Annotated in this window: 16 protein-coding genes; 7 read left to right on the plus strand and 9 right to left on the minus strand. The window is 47.0% G+C overall.

From position 1 onward, the window contains the following. Positions 1-7: 7 nt before the first annotated feature. Both EXM22_RS11845 and ilvY read right to left on the minus strand, forming a co-directional pair. Positions 8-1,015 carry a DUF128 domain-containing protein gene (locus tag EXM22_RS11845; protein ID WP_149486724.1) on the minus strand — a complete coding sequence of 336 codons (1,008 nt, stop codon included), beginning with the start codon at positions 1,013-1,015 and terminating at the stop codon, positions 8-10. Continuing rightward, positions 1,015-1,938: an HTH-type transcriptional activator IlvY gene (gene ilvY / locus EXM22_RS11850; RefSeq protein WP_149486725.1), complete on the minus strand. Its 924-nt coding sequence runs from the start codon at positions 1,936-1,938 to the stop codon at positions 1,015-1,017. The genes EXM22_RS11845 and ilvY overlap by 1 nt, the downstream gene beginning before the upstream one ends. Positions 1,939-2,123: 185 nt before the next feature. Between ilvY and EXM22_RS11855 the strand changes: the two genes are divergently transcribed. The 5 genes from EXM22_RS11855 (at position 2,124) to EXM22_RS11875 (ending at position 6,997) form a co-directional block, all read left to right on the plus strand. Next, complete coding sequence (locus tag EXM22_RS11855; RefSeq protein ID WP_149486726.1) at positions 2,124-2,891, plus strand: hypothetical protein; 768 nt, start codon at positions 2,124-2,126, stop codon at positions 2,889-2,891. Between the two features lie 4 nt (positions 2,892-2,895). Further along, complete coding sequence (locus tag EXM22_RS11860; RefSeq protein ID WP_149486727.1) at positions 2,896-3,942, plus strand: NAD(P)H-dependent glycerol-3-phosphate dehydrogenase; 1,047 nt, start codon at positions 2,896-2,898, stop codon at positions 3,940-3,942. A gap of 61 nt (positions 3,943-4,003) precedes the next feature. Beyond that, positions 4,004-5,263, plus strand: coding sequence for a hypothetical protein (locus EXM22_RS11865; RefSeq protein WP_168203476.1), 1,260 nt, complete (start codon positions 4,004-4,006; stop codon positions 5,261-5,263). Continuing rightward, positions 5,260-5,664: a hypothetical protein gene (locus EXM22_RS11870; protein ID WP_149486729.1), complete on the plus strand. Its 405-nt coding sequence runs from the start codon at positions 5,260-5,262 to the stop codon at positions 5,662-5,664. The genes EXM22_RS11865 and EXM22_RS11870 overlap by 4 nt, the downstream gene beginning before the upstream one ends. Before the next feature lie 88 nt (positions 5,665-5,752). Further along, the gene (locus EXM22_RS11875) at positions 5,753-6,997 is read left to right on the plus strand and encodes a lysophospholipid acyltransferase family protein (protein ID WP_149486730.1); all 1,245 of its coding nucleotides are present in this window, start codon (positions 5,753-5,755) and stop codon (positions 6,995-6,997) included. Here EXM22_RS11875 and EXM22_RS11880 read toward each other — a convergent pair. The 6 genes from EXM22_RS11880 to EXM22_RS11905 all read right to left on the minus strand — a co-directional run bounded on the left by EXM22_RS11880 (position 6,994) and on the right by EXM22_RS11905 (position 14,001). After that, positions 6,994-7,548 (minus strand): hypothetical protein, encoded by a 555-nt coding sequence (locus EXM22_RS11880; protein ID WP_210411469.1) that lies wholly within the window; start codon positions 7,546-7,548, stop codon positions 6,994-6,996. The genes EXM22_RS11875 and EXM22_RS11880 overlap by 4 nt on opposite strands. A 32-nt stretch (positions 7,549-7,580) precedes the next feature. Further along, on the minus strand, positions 7,581-9,407 hold the full coding sequence (locus EXM22_RS11885) for an RNB domain-containing ribonuclease (protein ID WP_149486732.1): 1,827 nt from the start codon (positions 9,405-9,407) through the stop codon (positions 7,581-7,583). Between the two features lie 9 nt (positions 9,408-9,416). Continuing rightward, a complete protein-coding gene (locus EXM22_RS11890; RefSeq protein ID WP_149486733.1) occupies positions 9,417-11,441 on the minus strand; it encodes an ATP-binding protein in 2,025 nt (674 codons plus the stop codon). Positions 11,442-11,496: 55 nt separating this feature from the next. After that, the gene (locus EXM22_RS11895; RefSeq protein ID WP_149486734.1) at positions 11,497-11,895 is read right to left on the minus strand and encodes a response regulator; all 399 of its coding nucleotides are present in this window, start codon (positions 11,893-11,895) and stop codon (positions 11,497-11,499) included. Positions 11,896-11,974: 79 nt separating this feature from the next. Further along, positions 11,975-13,285 (minus strand): hexokinase family protein, encoded by a 1,311-nt coding sequence (locus tag EXM22_RS11900; protein ID WP_149486735.1) that lies wholly within the window; start codon positions 13,283-13,285, stop codon positions 11,975-11,977. Between the two features lie 164 nt (positions 13,286-13,449). Continuing rightward, entirely contained in the window at positions 13,450-14,001 is a 552-nt protein-coding gene (locus tag EXM22_RS11905) for a hypothetical protein (RefSeq protein WP_149486736.1), read from the minus strand. 215 nt (positions 14,002-14,216) lie between these two features. Between EXM22_RS11905 and rlmH the strand changes: the two genes are divergently transcribed. Next, positions 14,217-14,696 carry a 23S rRNA (pseudouridine(1915)-N(3))-methyltransferase RlmH gene (rlmH, locus tag EXM22_RS11910; protein ID WP_149486737.1) on the plus strand — a complete coding sequence of 160 codons (480 nt, stop codon included), beginning with the start codon at positions 14,217-14,219 and terminating at the stop codon, positions 14,694-14,696. 1 nt (position 14,697) lies between these two features. On the opposite strand, the gene EXM22_RS11915 is transcribed toward rlmH, so the two are convergent. Further along, positions 14,698-15,768, minus strand: a complete 1,071-nt coding sequence (locus tag EXM22_RS11915) for an ankyrin repeat domain-containing protein (protein ID WP_149486738.1) — start codon at positions 15,766-15,768, stop codon at positions 14,698-14,700. 89 nt (positions 15,769-15,857) lie between these two features. Here EXM22_RS11915 and EXM22_RS11920 point away from each other — a divergent pair, with 89 nt between their 5' ends. Continuing rightward, complete coding sequence (locus EXM22_RS11920) at positions 15,858-16,583, plus strand: DUF445 domain-containing protein (RefSeq protein WP_149486739.1); 726 nt, start codon at positions 15,858-15,860, stop codon at positions 16,581-16,583. Positions 16,584-16,724 lie beyond the last annotated feature (141 nt).

Consider the following 16,724-nt stretch of genomic DNA (forward strand, 5'->3'; position numbering starts at 1 on the left):
GAGAAATTCAGGCATGAATATGCCTCAAGACTTCATACAGATCGGTATAGGGTATGAGCTTTTTATACTCGATCAACCCCGACAGGGCTCTGGAGCGGACCGAAATTCCCGATTCTGCCAGGGCCGCCACAGAGTTGAGTCCTCCTGCCGTTATAAACCCTATCCGGCCGTCGGCCACGGGGATTTCCAGGAGGGAGTGCCCGGAGTAACCCATTTTCAAGATACCTCCCAGCCCCATTTCTATCAGCTGCTGATGGATATCCGAGACCTGATCCAGGCTGGATGCCGGAATCTCTCTAAAACTGGCACCGATAAAACCATGCCCCGCTTCGGCGGCTTTCCGGCAGTCCGTCATGCCGCTGCTGATGAAGATTTCAAGAGGATCCAGGCTGGTTCCGTTATAATTGATGATGGCAGAGAATCGATCGGGACGGCTTCCCGAAACTTCCAGAAGACCACCAAAGACAGATGTGACGGGGATGCCACAACGAAGATACACTCCATTTAGGGTGATAGAACAGACGGTCCCCATGCCGAAATAACCCTCGGGAATCTCAACATCACCCACTTTCTCTCCGGGTCTGAACACGGCCACTTTCTGGCCCATGGTCAGTCCCGATTCAAATATGGGCGCCATTAGATGGTATACAACCGAACTGTTTTCCAAGGGGACGAGACTGACATTGACCAGGACCGTACCGGATCTTTTCTTCCAGTTAAAATTCATCTGGTAGGAGAGTTCATCAATGCGGGAAGATAAAAACCCTACCCGGTCATAGACCTGGTTTCGGGCAACTTCCTTGTAGCCATCGGCCGTCAGATAACGGCCCTTCTTCTCCTTATATTCAGTCAAACCAGCCTTATCAAGGGCCAGCATATGAAACCGGACCGTCCTTTCGCTCAGACTGGTTCCCCGTTCCTGCAACCGTTCCTTTATAACCTGGCTGGAAAGGGGCTGATCTTCTTCACTGAGGATTTTAAGAATGAGCAGCCTCTTGGCATCGGATGTTTCCATTATGATCCTTCCTGAGTTCCGGCGAGGTAGGCAGTCTCTCCGTCTAATTTTGGAATAAGAGATGTAAAAGCCTGCAGAACAGGAGTCTGGCTCTTCCGCCGGTTGACGCAAATACCCACATTGTAGGGATCCAAATCCGGGACATCCGGCAGGACCTTGATTTTTTCCTGGATCAGGCTGTTCTCACGGACGAGGGAAGGTACGATCCCCAAACCGAATCCCAGACTGACTAAGGCAATAATGGCTTCATTCCCGTCCACCTCTGCATATACATCAGGCTGTATGTGGCGGGCTCTGAAAAATCGATCTAACCTCTTGCGAGCCAGACCCTTTTCGGGGAGGATGAGGGGCATTTCATACCAGGCCATTCCTCCCGTATTCATCCGGTCTGTGAGATGACACTCCATGGCCGGAGCAATGAGTTGCAAGGGGGTGCTTGTCACATTCAGGAACACCAGATTTTCGGGCAGAGAGTCGGGTTCGGCCGCCACGGATAAATCGGCCATCCCACTGAGAACAACAGCCACCGCATCCGCAGCAGAACCAGTTTTCAAATTGATGTGGATTCCCGGAAACAACTGGCGGCATTTTTCCAGAAGTTCCGGCAGAATTGTATAACAGCCGGTGACGGAACTGTACACAACAAGATCTCCCTTGATATCCCGGCTCTCTTCGGTCAGATCATCCTGCAATACCTGCCAATTTTCAAGCACCGTAAGGGCATACTCCCGAAACCGGCTTCCTGCAGGAGTCAAAACAACTCCCCGATTATCCCGAAAAAACAGCTTTTGACCCACATGATCTTCTATCCGCTGGATCGTTCTACTGAGAGCGGAGGGGCTTATGGCCATCAAATGGCTTGTTTTGGTATAATGAAGAGTTTCAGAAAGTTTCAAAAAAAGCTGAAGTTCACGTATATCCATGGGAGGTTTTCCTTTTCAGATTTCCCTCAGTATAGAGGAAAATTGTTCCAGAACAAATACCCATTTGTTTTGATCTCCCCGACTGTCCTGAGAAAAATATGACAACAGACTCGACATCTTTAATATCCATCCTCTATAGTGTATCCTGCAAAAGGATTCCAAGAACTATTTTCGGAGGCAAGATCTTGAGGAATTTGTATTTTATGGGCATCCTGCTCTCTTTTTTCCTTTATTCCTGCTCTGTCAATCAGCAGATTTATCTGAATCCTGACGGATCGGGACGTGTAGAGTCCTCTGTTTTTCTGGAGAACTTTTTCTTAACAACTCTCAACGACCTAACTGACCTGGAAAACTCCGGCCCGGACAAACAAAACAGACTGGCTCCGGAAACCATTGAAGCGGAATTGAAATTGAATCCCTATTTGACCGATATCAATGTAGAATCTCCCCAAAAAGGTGAATATACAGGAAGCCTTGGATTCAATCACATAGAAGAGCTTTTTCTTTCCGCCTCATCCATGACAACAGGAGTTCAAACCGGAGCAAGACAGGGAGGGGAAAACATCCTGGACTACCAGGAACTGAGCCCGGGGATTCATAAGCTGAGCATCAGTATCAATGATAAAAACTTTCAGCAGCTGTTTCAGCTTTTCCCCATGCTTCAAGACCCGGGATTTCAATATTTCCTTCCCGATCAGAGCATCAGTGAGCCCGAATATCAGGAAATGCTCTTCTTTATCTTTGAAGATGTGCAGGGCATTGAAGAAAGGACTCTCCGCTCACTGCTCAAGTCGGCCTCCCTGGATTTACTCATCACAGTAGAAGGTCAGATACTGAAGCAGGAAGGCGGACAAATGCTGAATAATTCAACCATGAGGATCTCTCTACCCCTTGTAAAACTGCTTTTACATAAAGAAGACATCCTTTATTCTCTAACATATAAATCGAGGTAAAATAATGAGTGAAAAAAAAATCGGCATCATCGGGGCAGGCGCCTTCGGAACAGCCATAGCTAAAATCATGGGACAGAAAAATCTGGATACCACTATCTGGAGTTTCACCGAAAAAGGCGCCCAGGACATCAATGAAAGAAGAGAAAACTGTGAGTTCCTACCAGGAGTCACAATTCCTCCGTCCATAAGAGCAACCACAGATATCATTGAAGCGGCCACAGGAAAGGACTATTTATTTCTGGCAACCCCCTCTCTCTTCCTCGTAGATACGATCAAAAAGATACTGACCGTACCCAACATTCTGGAAGGAGAGACCATGATTGCCACCATAACCAAGGGTTTTGTTCACGGCAAGAATGGGCCCCAGTTTATCCTGGAAACACTTGAAAATTATCTCCCTGGTTTTTACAAGGGGAACCTGGTCTATATCTCCGGGCCCAGCCATGCCGAAGAGATTGGTGCTGGTAAAATCACCGGATTGATCAGTGCCTCCTCCAACCCCCGGAATTCCATTGAATTTAGAGAGTTGATGAGCTCTGCCAATACCCGCCTGTTCTCATCACTGGATGTAGTGGGAGTCCAGACATGTGCCGCCGTAAAGAATGTGGTGGCCATTGCCTTTGGTATTCTAGATGCCTTGAAAGAAACAACCGCCATTGTGGGAGACAATACGGAATCCTTTCTGTTTGCCGCCGGACTGAATGAGATTCAGCTTTTGGGAAAGAGTCTGGGATCCACTCATCCCGAAACATTCACATCCATTGCCGGAGTAGGAGACCTGGACGTAACCTGCCGATCTCCCTTTGGCAGAAACAGACGGTTCGGAAGAGATATCATCCTAAAGAGGATTCATGAACAATATGAGGGAATTGATGATCTCATTGATCATATCGCTGATATTGGCTATCTCCCCGAGGGAGCTGTTGCGGCCCGTTATGCCGTACTTCTGGGCGAAAAACACAACCTGAAGCTACCGATCATCCAACTCGTCTATGACATACTGAACCGGAAGATTAAACCTGAAAATGCTATAGACCTCTTTTTAAACTAAAGCCTCTCCCCTGGCAAGAAAAGAAAATCACCTTGTCAGGGGAACAGAGAAAGGATACAATTTGGCTGAAATGAAAAAGTTTCACATCCTCATGGTTATCCTTCTCTTCATTGTCTCACCTCTTCTGTTCTCATTGGATATTTATCTCAACGATATCCTCTGGCACAGCTACAGTTCCTCTGATTTGCATGATCTGAAGGTAGAACTATCTCTGGGAATCGAAGAAAAACAGGGTATTCCCCTAGCCGAAATCCTTCCACTCATGAACAGCCTTGAGGGCATGAGGATCAGTATCCCCGACGGAGACATCCTTCTAAGTGAGACCCTTTCGACCCTCAGAACCGCAAAGCTCCTCAGCACCGGAGAGGGGGTCTCCGATTCCTGGCAGTTGTCCATGAACAACAGCCTTTATTTCAATCCCTATAGAATTGAACTCTACGGCACTGCGTTTCCCCGGAAAAACCTCCTCTTGTGGGCAGAACCGGGACTGGCGGGCATGAAGGAGCAGAGTGAAGTCTGGAGCAGCCTTCATAAGGTAAACATTGAATACAGGGAAGTTCAGAATATAAGAACTGAATTGATCCACCGTGAAATGACAGGCGATTTGCTTCCTGATTTCATTCTGGTGTTCCTGGATTCCCGGGAGGCCTTGGAAGAAGACAGGACTTGTGCCTATGTGCTTCAAAGTGCTCTTGTTCCCCAGGGGACGGACAAAGCGGATTCTCTGGTACTCCCCTCGGGGAATCGTGTGCATCCCGATCTTTTTATGAGCATTCTAGCTGCACAGACAGACAGGGAGTCCCCCTTCGACCCCCTATTTAAAACCGACACGGAAAGCCTGAATAGGGCTAGCCGTGCTTATCTGGACCAGATACTGAACCGCAACCTGATGGAACAGGATGATTTTTCCCTCAGCGAAACATACAGAATTAGAGAGTTGTCCTTCTTCCCGGCAAGAGCCTTTCCCCAGCAAAAGGGCCACCTATCCTCTCTGCCCGTCCTGTCTGGAATGGAAAACCCACCCGCCGCTAGGGTATTTCCCCTGAAGCTCGAGGTGACAGGCAGAGGAATCCCCGAGGGAGCCCTGCTGGATTTTCTGAAACTTCCAGGTGTGCAGTACCACCTGTTTTCCCTCGAAAAAAGGCAGCTGCCCTCGGATATGCAAGCGCTCGAAACCAGGACCCTGAATGATGCCGAAGACGATCTTTACAGAGACTGGCAAAGAGGTTTCATCCTAAACGCTCTGAATTCTCCCTTTTCGGAAGCCGTCCTGAAGCGGCTGCCCGATATTATCCGTCACGAGGAGGATCTTATTCCATGAATGACTTCCCCTTTTTCCCCCTGGATGACGAACCCTGTGTGGGGATTTTCTGGAGTTATCAGAATGCAATCTTTCATGCAGAATATTCACCAGTAACCCAGGGGATGATCACAACCATCAGTGTGGATTACAAAGTAGGACACTATGCGGCGTGGTTCCTCATGCAGAAGAAAGGCATACTCGACAGACTTCCCCCCAGTTATAGGTCAGAATATGATTCAATTCCGAGAGGCCGTGTTGTTTACCTCTTTAGAAAAAAGAAATTTGTAATCTACCATGGGGATGATTTCACCATTGATGAACGGTCGGAAATTCTATCCAGATTCTCTCTCCCCCCAGAGTGGACCATTGATGATGTGGACATGCATTACAACCCCCTTCCTGAAGATTTTAAATTTTGAGAAAATCGGCAATCTAGGCCCAATGTATTTCTCTTTGTTTTTTTAATATAATTCTACTATGATTATTTCGTAAACGAAGGGGATACTTGTGACTCGAATTAACATGTTCAATAGATCTCTCTATGCTTTTCTAAAAGTGACTGTGGGCCCCTGGTTCCGTATATTTTATCCTGTAAAAGTGATAAATCCAGAGATTCTAAAAACCATGAAAGGGCCGTTTCTGATCCTTCCCAACCATATTATGAAATGGGACGCCGTACTCCTGAGCCTCCTGTTCCCGGAACCTCTGAGCAGCATGGCCTCTGAATCCCATTTTAGAAATCCCTTCGTAGGATACTTCTTCTCCTTGATTGGGGTTTTCCCTAAAGCCAAGGCCAAAAGCGACTTGGGAGCCATCCGACACATGATGGATCTCAAATCCAGAAACAGGGTGATCTGTGTATTTCCGGAAGGCCAATTGAGCTGGGATGGAGGGGGTATGCCCCTATTCTACTCCACGGCCAAACTCATCAAACTCCTGAAAATTCCCGTGTATGTCCCCATTTTCACAGGAGGAAGCGCTGTCTTTCCCCGATGGGGAAAGTCCAAACGCAAGGGAACGATGGAGCTGACAATACACACCCTGTTTGCCGACGGCAGAGAAATCCGGAGTTTAAGCAGTGATGAGATTTTTGAAAAGATGAGCCAGATCATCAACTATAAAGACATGGACAATTCGATTATAGAAAAAAACTGGCACTATGAATCCTCCGATCGAGCAGAATACCTTGAAGCCATCCTCTACATTTGCCCCCAATGCCGGAGCATTGCCTCCCTCCGCTCCCATGGCAACAGCATTTCCTGTCAACACTGCGGCTTAAAAGTATCACTGGATGACCAATACCGATTTCAAAGTGAATCCGAAAAAGAATTTCCTCTGAAGACTCCTCTGGAATGGAATCTGTGGCAGGAAAAAACCCTCCCGGAGATGCTTACAGACTACAGCCAGAAAGAAAGGGAAACCCCTTTTATGGAGGACCGGGACATACTGATCAAAACAGGGCATAGAATGAGCCCTTTAAGAGTCTGGTCCCGCAAGGGAAAACTATCCTTGTTTAAGGATTATGTGAAACTCCAAGCGGAAAAGGGAGAAGTCCGACTCATTCCCTTCGATGAGATGAACGGTGTCCATGTAATGACCAGACAAAAGCTTGAGTTTTATCATGACAAACAACTGTTTGTCTTTTTCTTCCCAGATCCGAGGACTTCCGGATACAAATGGTTGTGTTCATTGAGAAAGCTGGGCATCCCGTCAACCTATGCTTGGCACGGTGAAGAGGTGGAGAAGATTTAAGGGTTCTGAGCTGTCAAAACAGTGTTGTCAAAGGGACATTCCGTCAGATTCTGGTCATAGAACAGGGCACCGCAGAATGGACATCGAGAATAGCTGCCGTCATGGATCAACTCGATGGATTTGACTCCGTTATACTGAAGATAGATTTTACCGTAAACACCAAAGTCTTCATCAATCCCCCCCAGATATCCTGTAGTATCCAGATATCCGTCAAATACCGAACCCGAAGAGAGCTCGACCCGGCAGGGGGTATATCCATCGGGATACACTTCGTAATTTCCTGTCAATTCAAATTTGAGAACCTTATAGAGATCCAGAGGATACTCGGCAAGCCCTTTATCTGTTCCCCGCCTAAACCAGACAAAGTATTTAACCTCACCTTCAGGACTGATATAGGAAGCATTATGAAGGATGTAGCGGTTGCCGTCGCTATCGGTGATCCGCATGGCATAAAATGGATCATACTCAAGATCCCCTGGGAAAGAGATTTGTTCCTGAGCTGAAAGGGATATTGTCAAAATTAAGAATAAAACAGAAAGTACTGCTTTCATTAGTTTCATATTACCCTTTCCCCACCGGCAAATCAATCCCTGACCCGGAACTGCACCTGCTGTTCGGGAACATCCACTCTCTCAAGAGCGACGGTCAAACGACTGTTAAGAGGCAGTTTTTCTTTTAGGGCGATACGGGTTTCCAGGGCCAGAGAGGGAATTTGCAGGACCATCTGTTTGTCAGAACGCCCCACCAAAATGCCTTCACCTTCCCAGTCAGGATGCTCCGCCAGATAAACAAGTTTCCAGTGGAGATTGGAAGAACGTTCACTTCCTGTGACCCGGCCGGTCACCGATTCACAAGACGCGGTTCCCTCCAGAATATCCTCTTCACTCAAGAGGGGCAAACCTGCCATATGCAGACGCAGCTGCTGCTGAACCATAAGATCGGAATACCGCCTCAGTGGGCTTGTCGCTCTTGTATAGACGGGCAAACCCATCCCGCTGTGAGGGCCACCTGAAGTTGTCGTTTGGCTCCTTTTCATGAATCGCCTCAACTGCACCATGGAAGCAGGGTCATCAGGAGATGTTTCGGGGAGATCCCCCTCAGGTGCGGGCTGAATAACATAGGGAATGGGGATTCCCTTATCCCGGGCATACCTAGCCGTATGAAAGCCCGTCAGCATCATCATCTCTGCCACCATGTCCCGGCTCTGATACTCTTCTAAAGCGGAAATCATAATCTCACCAGAACCTTCTTCTCCTACCCTGATTTTCACTTCAGGCAGCTGGAGAAACAGGGCACCGTTCTCTTTGCGCCAGCTGTTGAACCTTTTTGCCACCTTCATAATACTGGAAAAGGGTTCTTCCTCCAATTTTTCTTCTGCTTCACCGTAGCTCATACGAGTAACTCGGACTCTTGAAAAGCTGATACGGCAATCGGTGACGTTGTATTCCTTATCCAGGGTGTAACCGAAGCTGAGAGCCGGAGAGATTTCCTGTAATCCCAGCCCCAGCCTCGCCGTTGCCTCAGGAGGCAGCATGGGAATAGTCGTTTCAGGAAGGTACAGATTAGCAGCCCTCCCACGGGCTTCTCTATCCGCCTCGGTCCCGGCAGGAATCAGGGAGGAAGAATCCGCAATATGGACCCAGAGCATGCCATCATGAAAACTCAAGGCATCGTCAGGGTCCTGATTCCCAACATCATCTATGGCAAAGGCATCCATGTGGGTCAAGTCAAGACGCTCCACCTCTGGTCCTTCCTCCAGAGCAAAGGAAGGAGTTGTCAGGGGGATCTGGTTGCGTTCCGGCCAGGGATTTCTCCGCAGATTCCAAATATTCAACTGAAGAAGAAGCCTATGGGCATTCTCAGGAGACTGCTGCTTTCCAAGATTCTGTAGAATCCTGGATTTTTTGCTTTTTTGAAGACAGTACTGTTCCAAATCGGTAAGGAATCCTCTGTCATCATCGGCAATAATTCCTTTTTTAAGGGATTCAATGAAGGAAGCCCAGCGAAGATCGGCCGCTTTTTTTTCGCTTTCCTCTTTTTGGATGGCTTCCACTTCCTCGGGAGTTCTGACAATAATCTCCTCCATACTTCCCCGGAACCAGGGTGTTCTGTTCAAGAGAAGAAAAGCACTCCAGGCCGTTTGCGGACTGTACTCACCAAAGGCAAGCTCTGCCAGTTCCTGGAGACTGGGAGATTCTCCCTGCAACAATTCCCAGGCCTCTTCGATCTGCCCGTCAGGAGCGGCTCCATCAGGAAGGGATGAGATGGGACCGGGATGAAGGAGTTGAATATCTTTGCTACGGACTTTTTTTTCTTTCCCGTCAGGAAGGAGGATGATTATTTTATCAGACAGGAGCTCACGAACACGGGCAGGAACCTGCTTGTAAAGGACTAGAGAATCTTTTTTCATAAATTCATCTTAACCGATGAGGCTGATTCTGTCACGACAAGCAAGGATATCACCAACACTGACCTGGAGGTTCTGGTAGAGATGGGGAATGATTTCCAAATACTCCTCTGCAGCGGCCTGTTCCAGGGCGTAAGCCCTGGAGACAAGATCCTCCGCTCCCAGATTCAAGGCTCCCCCCTTAATGGAATGAGCTTCTCTGTGAACAAGGACCAGATCCTTACGTTCAATTCCCCTGAGAATAAGATCCATCTGGACAGAGAGGCTGTCCATAAACCCCAGAATGATATCTCGAACCGCCGTTTTATTCCCGTCCATTTCCTCCAGAAATCCTGAATAATCCAGCGGCAGATCATCAAAATCATCGGGAGAAGCGGAAATAGACCGATCCCCCACCGTGGACTGTGCCTTTGTCCCGCCATGGGTATACCAAAACTCCAGGGTCTCCAGCATCTCTTTTTTCCTCAGCGGTTTAACCAGAATATCGTTCATGCCAGATTTCTTACAATTTTCCAGATTGGAAGACAGAACATTGGCGGTCATGCCAATGATGGGAATGTCTCTGTATTTTGAAAAACTTCTGATCTTACGGGTGGCTTCCATCCCGTCCATCTCGGGCATATGAACATCCATCAGGATCATATCAAAATCCACATTCCGTACTTTCCTCAAGGCGTTGATTCCGTTCGAAGCCAGAGTTACTTCGCATCCGACACTATGAAGGTGATGTTGTGCGATCTCCCGGTTGGTTGGATAGTCTTCGACAATGAGAATACGGAGGCCCGAGAGAGAGGTCCTCACAAAGGGAGGAATATTTTCTTTCAGAGATTCAACGGGATCATTGGAATCTGCTCTGCGGCAGCGGATCGTAAAGAGAAAAACAGACCCTGTTCCCGGTGTGCTCTCAAACCAGATCTTACCATCCATAATATTCACCAGTTCCTGTGAAATGGAAATACCCAGCCCGGTTCCGCCGTATTTTCTGGAGATAGAGCTATCTGCCTGAACAAAACTTTCAAATATTTTACTGTGCATATCGCTGGAAATACCAATTCCCGTATCATGAACCTCAAAGCGCAGCACCTGTTCATCTCCCGAAACTTCCTGAAGAAAGACCTTGAGCTTGATCCCCCCCCGGGAGGTAAACTTCACCGCATTGGAAAGGAGATTCAAAAGGACCTGCCTCAACCTGTATGAATCGCTGTGGATACATTCAGGAATGGCTTCATCGAATTCGACGGAGAGAGAGAGCCCTTTGTTGCGGACCCTCAACTGGATAAAACTGATGGTCTCTTCCAGAAGGATTCTCAAATTAAAAACACTATTGTTCAATTCCAATTGATGGGCTTCAATTTTTGAAATATCGAGGAGTTGATTGATCAATGTCATGAGGTTCTCAGACTCATCCAGTATTTTTCTGGCATACAGCTGCCCCTCGGGGGAATTAATGGAAGCCATGATGATTTCAGTAAAACCTATGATTCCATTCAAAGGAGTCCTTATTTCATGCGAAATGTTGGCCAGAAACCGGCTTTTGGCCTTATTGGCCTCTTCCGCTTCCTTCCGAGCCTGTTCGGCCTGGACGATGGCCTTCCGTAACTCCACATCGGCATTCACCTGATCTGAAATATCCGTTATGACCCCTTCCAGGATTTCCTTGTTTTCTATGGCCTGAAGAATAACCCTTGCCCAGAAGGATTCTCCATTCTTCCTGATTGAATGAAGAGAAAAAGAAACCGCTTCTCCTTCCACCAGGTCGGCAAAGTGCCGGGGATCGATAAAATGGATGTCTCTTTCCGATTGGGGAGTCAGGTGGCGGATCAGATCTTCAAGGTCATCGCACAAAAAGATGCGGACCATCTCGGAATTGGCATCTCTTAGGCTACAGTCTCCTACATATAGGGAAAACAAACCGACCCGAGCCTGCTGCAGCAGGTATTTATACCGGGCTTCAACGGCTTCTTTCTCATCTTCCAATGCAAACATCTGTCTCTGAAGACGTCTGCGCTCAAGCTCATTCAGGGGTTCTTGTTGCATACTGAATATTCCTTGGAGACATTATACACCATGATGATTCAAGGAGGGGATGGGATCAAGGAATTTTGACAGAGCATAATTTTCTGGATATAGATTCCAGAATAACTGCAAAGGTCACCGGTTTACACAAGAATTCATCGGCTCCGACACTAAAACCGTATTCAATATCCTCATCACCGGAAAGGGCACTCAGAAGGATCACCGGAATATCAGGGCTGTTCAAACCGGATCGGATCTGTTTCGTGGCTTCATAGCCGTCGATTTCGGGCATTCTCACATCCATAAGAATCAAATCCGGAGCTGAAGCCAGTAATTCAAGAACCTGTCGTCCCGTTGAAGCCTCAAGAACCCTAAACCCCATACTGGAGAAACGCTTCGTCAGATGATGCCGGACAAATTCCTCATCGTCGGCGATAATCAGTGTTTTTCCTGCCCATGATCCATACTCTGACAAAACAGTCTCCTGTGAAGAATCTTGTTAAATCTAAGTATCAGACTTTTCGGCGTTCTTTTCCAGAAATAATCATAAGATCTCAGTTTGTCAGGGCTGCGATGGCTGCCCCCAAAAGGGGTGCATCCTCAACACGGACAATTTCATAAAATCTTTGGGTCTCACCCTGTAGGATTTCTCGCAGGTATTGCTCAACTCTTGTCTTAAACTCAAAGGAGAAATAAAAGGTTGTACCGTCTACTGTCAGGCACAAAGGTTCCAGAGGAGACGTCCCCTTCCCGGACTTTAGGACCGTCCCTGCCAAGGCACAGGATGCCAGTTTTGCAGCCCTATCCAGAAGATCATTGATAAGAAAGAACAAGACCTCCTTGTCTGCTATATCCTGGTCTTTTAAAGCCTTTACGAGCACATTGCTTTCATCATGAGGATTATGAAGGTAATCATCCGCGTCTTTGGTGCTCAATCGTCCCAAGTCTTCCAGAGCGGATCTGGCTTCCGCTGAAAAAAGATCTTCCCTTAAGGCCTTCTCAAGAGTTCTTGTGACGACCTGCCCGAAGTATCCTCCAGACACCATTTTCTCCAGGCGGTAATGCCCGGGATCACTTGTATGGGAATCCAGTTCCTTATCGATCAAACCCTGAGGAGGATTACCAAAGGACCCGCACTCTGTATTGATGATTTGATAATGGGCGTCATCCAGCCCCTTGAGTTTATGAATATTTCTATTGGATTCACTGTAACAACTGTTGATGCCGGTTCCGAAAATATAACCGATGAAACCGCCAAAGACCTGATCCGGAAATGAGATCATCCCCGTCAAGAGTGTCGCCACGGTATCGTTGAGTATGACCACATCCCGTTTTTCAGAAAATCCCTTTTTTTTCAAAGAGGCCAGCAGGTTTTCTCCAATCATTTCTCCATGGACCTCGGGGCAGTCCACTTCCTTGCTGAATTTTATCAGGCGGCCATCTTTATTAGGATACATTTCCGTGGGATAGGAAAAACAAAATCCGATTTTTTCACCTTGAGGAACCAAATCAATGATGTAGTCCGCCAGAGTGGCGAAGAACTCGTCTTTTCCTACAACACCCCGGGTTCCCGGCATGGGATACTTCCTGAAATTTTCAATGACAGGTTTATAATTCTTATCAAATGAGACCAAGGCAGTACGAAGGTTCGTCCCTCCGGCATCGATGACAACGACTTTCTTTCCGGGAGGAATAGGATTCTCGGTTTCAATATAGGTAGGGATCATGGCAATGGAACTCTCTCCGGACAATCCCTTATCCATTTCTTCCATGAAAAGTCTGACGCAGTCTTTCAAATCGACATCGGCGGAGAGCATCTCCTGTTTTTTTAGAAATGCTTCAACTCTGGTTTTACTCTTCAACACTCTGCCTTCCCCCTGAATAAATGGCCTTGAGACCTTGGATTAACACAAATAAGAGCTGTTGCCCTCAACGGCGGCCCTGTCTAGTCCATTGTTTTCCTATTATCAAATCATGAATGAACAGGGAATGTCCAGATATGAGTTGTTCGCTTAAACGGGAAAGGAGATCAGGCGCCCACAGCCCAGGAAGTAAAGGGTATATATTCGACAGAGAGGATTTGATCCATCATTGGACAGGGAACTTCCCGAACGCAAAGCCCCAGGGTATCCATGACATCTTCATAATTCCATTGTCCCGAGTTCAGGGGATTATAACGGTTCTCGTCCAGGTCTCTCTCCTGCTTTTTCCTATAGTCCACAAGGAGGACCATGGCGATGAGATGCATCCCCCGGGTCAGGATTTTGTCGTCCCCACCGGAAAAATGACAGTAGGGAATTAGAGGCAGCATGATATCCTCGTTATTCTTTGTCCCATCGCAGAAGACATCACCCACCGGGTTAAATTTGCTCATAAGGAACAGGGAAAGATTAGTGTAACCATCTCTGAAGGGATTGTCTGTTCCGGCTATAAAAGGGAGCATTCCGATAAGACGGCTGAGTCTATGTTTCAGAATAAAATTCCTATCCTTCTCAAGTCCGGGCATACCTTTTAGAACCTCGTCAACAAGGTCCCGCCATGTAGATTCTGAAATTGCTTGATGATTATTCCTAAAGTTCACAGCGCACACCCCCCAGTACATGACGACAGATAGAATAAACATCCCGCTAATTCGTCAGAATTCAAAACATCCATTTAAAACATCAAGAGGCATGAGATACACCCCATGAATGAGTTATAGTCTATCATTTATATTATCGCAAAACATAAAAAAACACAATTTAACAGGACTTTTTTCCAAGTTCTGTTAAGATAAACCATGATGAAGGCAAAGTTTTGAAAATAACAATCATATCTGTTGGAAAGCTGAAAGAGAAATATTGGAGAGCCGCCATCGAGGAATATCAAAAGAGGCTGAGCCGATATTGCAGCCTCACTCTCCTTGAAGTCGCTGATGAAAAATGCCCGGACAATGCGGGAGAAGAAGATAAAAATATAATCCGTCGTAAAGAAGGGGAAAGGATCAAGGCAAAAATTCCCGGCGATGCTCATATCGTCACAATGGAGATTCAGGGAAAGGAACATGACTCACTGGGCTTTGCTCAGTGGCTGGACAGGCTACCCCATGAAGGTCATTCTCATCTGGTGTTCATCATCGGAGGTTCGCTGGGATTGACCGAAGAGCTCTGTAGGCGAAGCAGCCTCTCTCTCTCTTTCTCAAGGCTCACATTCCCCCATCAAATGATGAGGGTCATTCTACTGGAACAGATTTACCGAGCCTACCGCATCAATAGAAACGAACCATATCATAAATAGTTTACGGAAAGGCGGCCATGACAGAGGGATTCCCCATTAATCCAGCCATGATCCTGGGACTCTGCCCTTCAAAATCCTTTAGATCAGGGTCTGCACCTCTATTCAGTAGAGCCGAAACCAGCTGAGAATTCCCAGACTCGACGGCATAATGGAGTGCCGTACGTCCACGGTCATCCCGGGATGAAACGCTAGCTCCCGATTCCAATAAAAGAGACAGGATAGACCAATGACCAAGCCTGGCAGCCAGAAGAATGGCTGAATAACCTCTGGAATCCACAGAATCTGGGTCGGCACCCTCCGAGAGGAGTAGACGGCTGACATAGTAATGACCATTCAAAACGGCTTCAGCCAGATGGCTCCCCCCAAGTTGAACCCTAGAAAAACCGATTGTTAAATGTGCACCGATGACCCTGTATACCCATTGCGGGGGCCCCTCCGGATTCGCAATTTTTTCCAAGGCAACCAAGGCTGTTCTTTTTTCATAAGGACTGAGAACATATCCTTTGAGGATGAGATCTTCAACCTTGTTTTCAGCGCTACCCGGTTTGTAGGTGTAAACTGTCTTCGCCGTATCCTGATTACGGTATAGATCAATACGAATATCTTTTGTCATACCCTCAGGATAGGTTCCTGATTCAGAACGATCCAGAGTATAAGCCATCCTGTAGGAATCGGCTCCCTGGACAAATGTTTGCCCTCCGGACTCATACTCAGAGAGGGGAGTTATGTGGAACCGTACCAGCTGGGAATACCATTCTGGATGAAGATCCCAGAGTTCTCCGGGAGTCTGCCCCTCGATCATGGTCCATCGGGGACTGCTATAGAGGAACTCATCCTCTATCAGATCCAGTATATACCATTGCCAGGTAGAACTTCCTTTTTCACCTGGAGTCAGAACCCCATAGGAGAAGGCACCCTTTTCAGACCATCCGATGGCATAGATTTCCATCCTGTCAAATATAAACTCATCTAGAAACACCGGCCCGGCCCAGCGCTCCTGGGACAGGAGGGGAGAAAGGAGAGTGGTAAATAAAAAAAGACTACTGATAAAGCGTCTTGAAATTCTGTACATGTCTTTCTAATATACCAGAAGAAATCTCAAAAATCATAGGAAAATAAAATCTGGCAAGCAGATATTTTCCCAAAGGACGTATTAATTTTATGAACATGAACAGTATGACCACCCTGGTAACTCTGATCATTATAGGAGTGGGATATGTCAGCCCCTTGTTTCAGGATCAAATAAGATCTGTGGGGTATTTTGCACTCTCGGGGGCTATCACAAACTGGTTGGCAATCCATATGCTTTTTGAACGCGTACCAGGCCTTTACGGCTCGGGAGTGATCCCCCTGCATTTTGAAGAATTTAAAAAGGGTATCAGAAACCTCATAATGGACCAGTTTTTCACTACTGAAAACGTATCCCGTTTGATGGAAACAGAAACGGGTGTGTTAACCGCTCAAGTAGATTTTTCAGCCGCAGCAGATGCCGTAAACTATGACAGGATCTTTGACGGCTTGAGCGAGACAATCCTGAGTTCGTCCATGGGATCCATGCTGGGAATGTTTGGAGGATCTGCAGTCATAGAAGGCTTCAGAGAGCCTTTCAAGGTGAAAATAAAAGAGATTATTATTACAGAAACAGCCAATCCTGAATTTCACAGTCTGCTCTCGGGTGCCATGGATACCCAAAAAGCGGCGACGGATATTATTGAAAAAGTATCTGCCATCGTTCAAAAACGACTGGATGAACTGACACCGCAAATGGTGAAAGAAATCATCCAGGAAATGATCCGTAAGCATCTAGGCTGGCTGGTTCTCTGGGGAGGAGTATTTGGTGGCCTCATTGGATTGATCATGAGCCTTCTCTCCCGCTTCACTTTATAGCTCCTATGGCCCGGGGATTAAGAGTCCTTGGGCGTTTACAGGCCTATTTCACCTCAGAATTTACATTTTGGTAAAATATTAAGGTTGTGTTGCATTTTTTTCTTTACAAATAGAAATTGTGATGCGAGAATGACTAAAGTG

It is taken from the genome of Oceanispirochaeta crateris (genome assembly GCF_008329965.1).
Taxonomy (GTDB): Bacteria; Spirochaetota; Spirochaetia; order DSM-2461; family DSM-2461; genus Oceanispirochaeta; species Oceanispirochaeta crateris.

What these genes read in the sequence shown, in the direction of transcription:
- EXM22_RS11845 (WP_149486724.1), bottom strand. Translation starts at nt 1,015, where the DNA reads ATGGAAACATCCGATGCCAAGAGGCTGCTCATTCTTAAAATCCTCAGT.
- EXM22_RS11860 (WP_149486727.1), top strand. Translation starts at nt 2,896, where the DNA reads ATGAGTGAAAAAAAAATCGGCATCATCGGGGCAGGCGCCTTCGGAACA.
- EXM22_RS11870 (WP_149486729.1), top strand. Translation starts at nt 5,260, where the DNA reads ATGAATGACTTCCCCTTTTTCCCCCTGGATGACGAACCCTGTGTGGGG.
- EXM22_RS11880 (WP_210411469.1), bottom strand. Translation starts at nt 7,548, where the DNA reads ATGAAAGCAGTACTTTCTGTTTTATTCTTAATTTTGACAATATCCCTT.
- EXM22_RS11915 (WP_149486738.1), bottom strand. Translation starts at nt 15,768, where the DNA reads ATGTACAGAATTTCAAGACGCTTTATCAGTAGTCTTTTTTTATTTACC.
- EXM22_RS11920 (WP_149486739.1), top strand. Translation starts at nt 15,858, where the DNA reads ATGAACATGAACAGTATGACCACCCTGGTAACTCTGATCATTATAGGA.
- ilvY (WP_149486725.1), bottom strand. Translation starts at nt 1,938, where the DNA reads ATGGATATACGTGAACTTCAGCTTTTTTTGAAACTTTCTGAAACTCTT.
- EXM22_RS11890 (WP_149486733.1), bottom strand. Translation starts at nt 11,441, where the DNA reads ATGCAACAAGAACCCCTGAATGAGCTTGAGCGCAGACGTCTTCAGAGA.
- EXM22_RS11885 (WP_149486732.1), bottom strand. Translation starts at nt 9,407, where the DNA reads ATGAAAAAAGATTCTCTAGTCCTTTACAAGCAGGTTCCTGCCCGTGTT.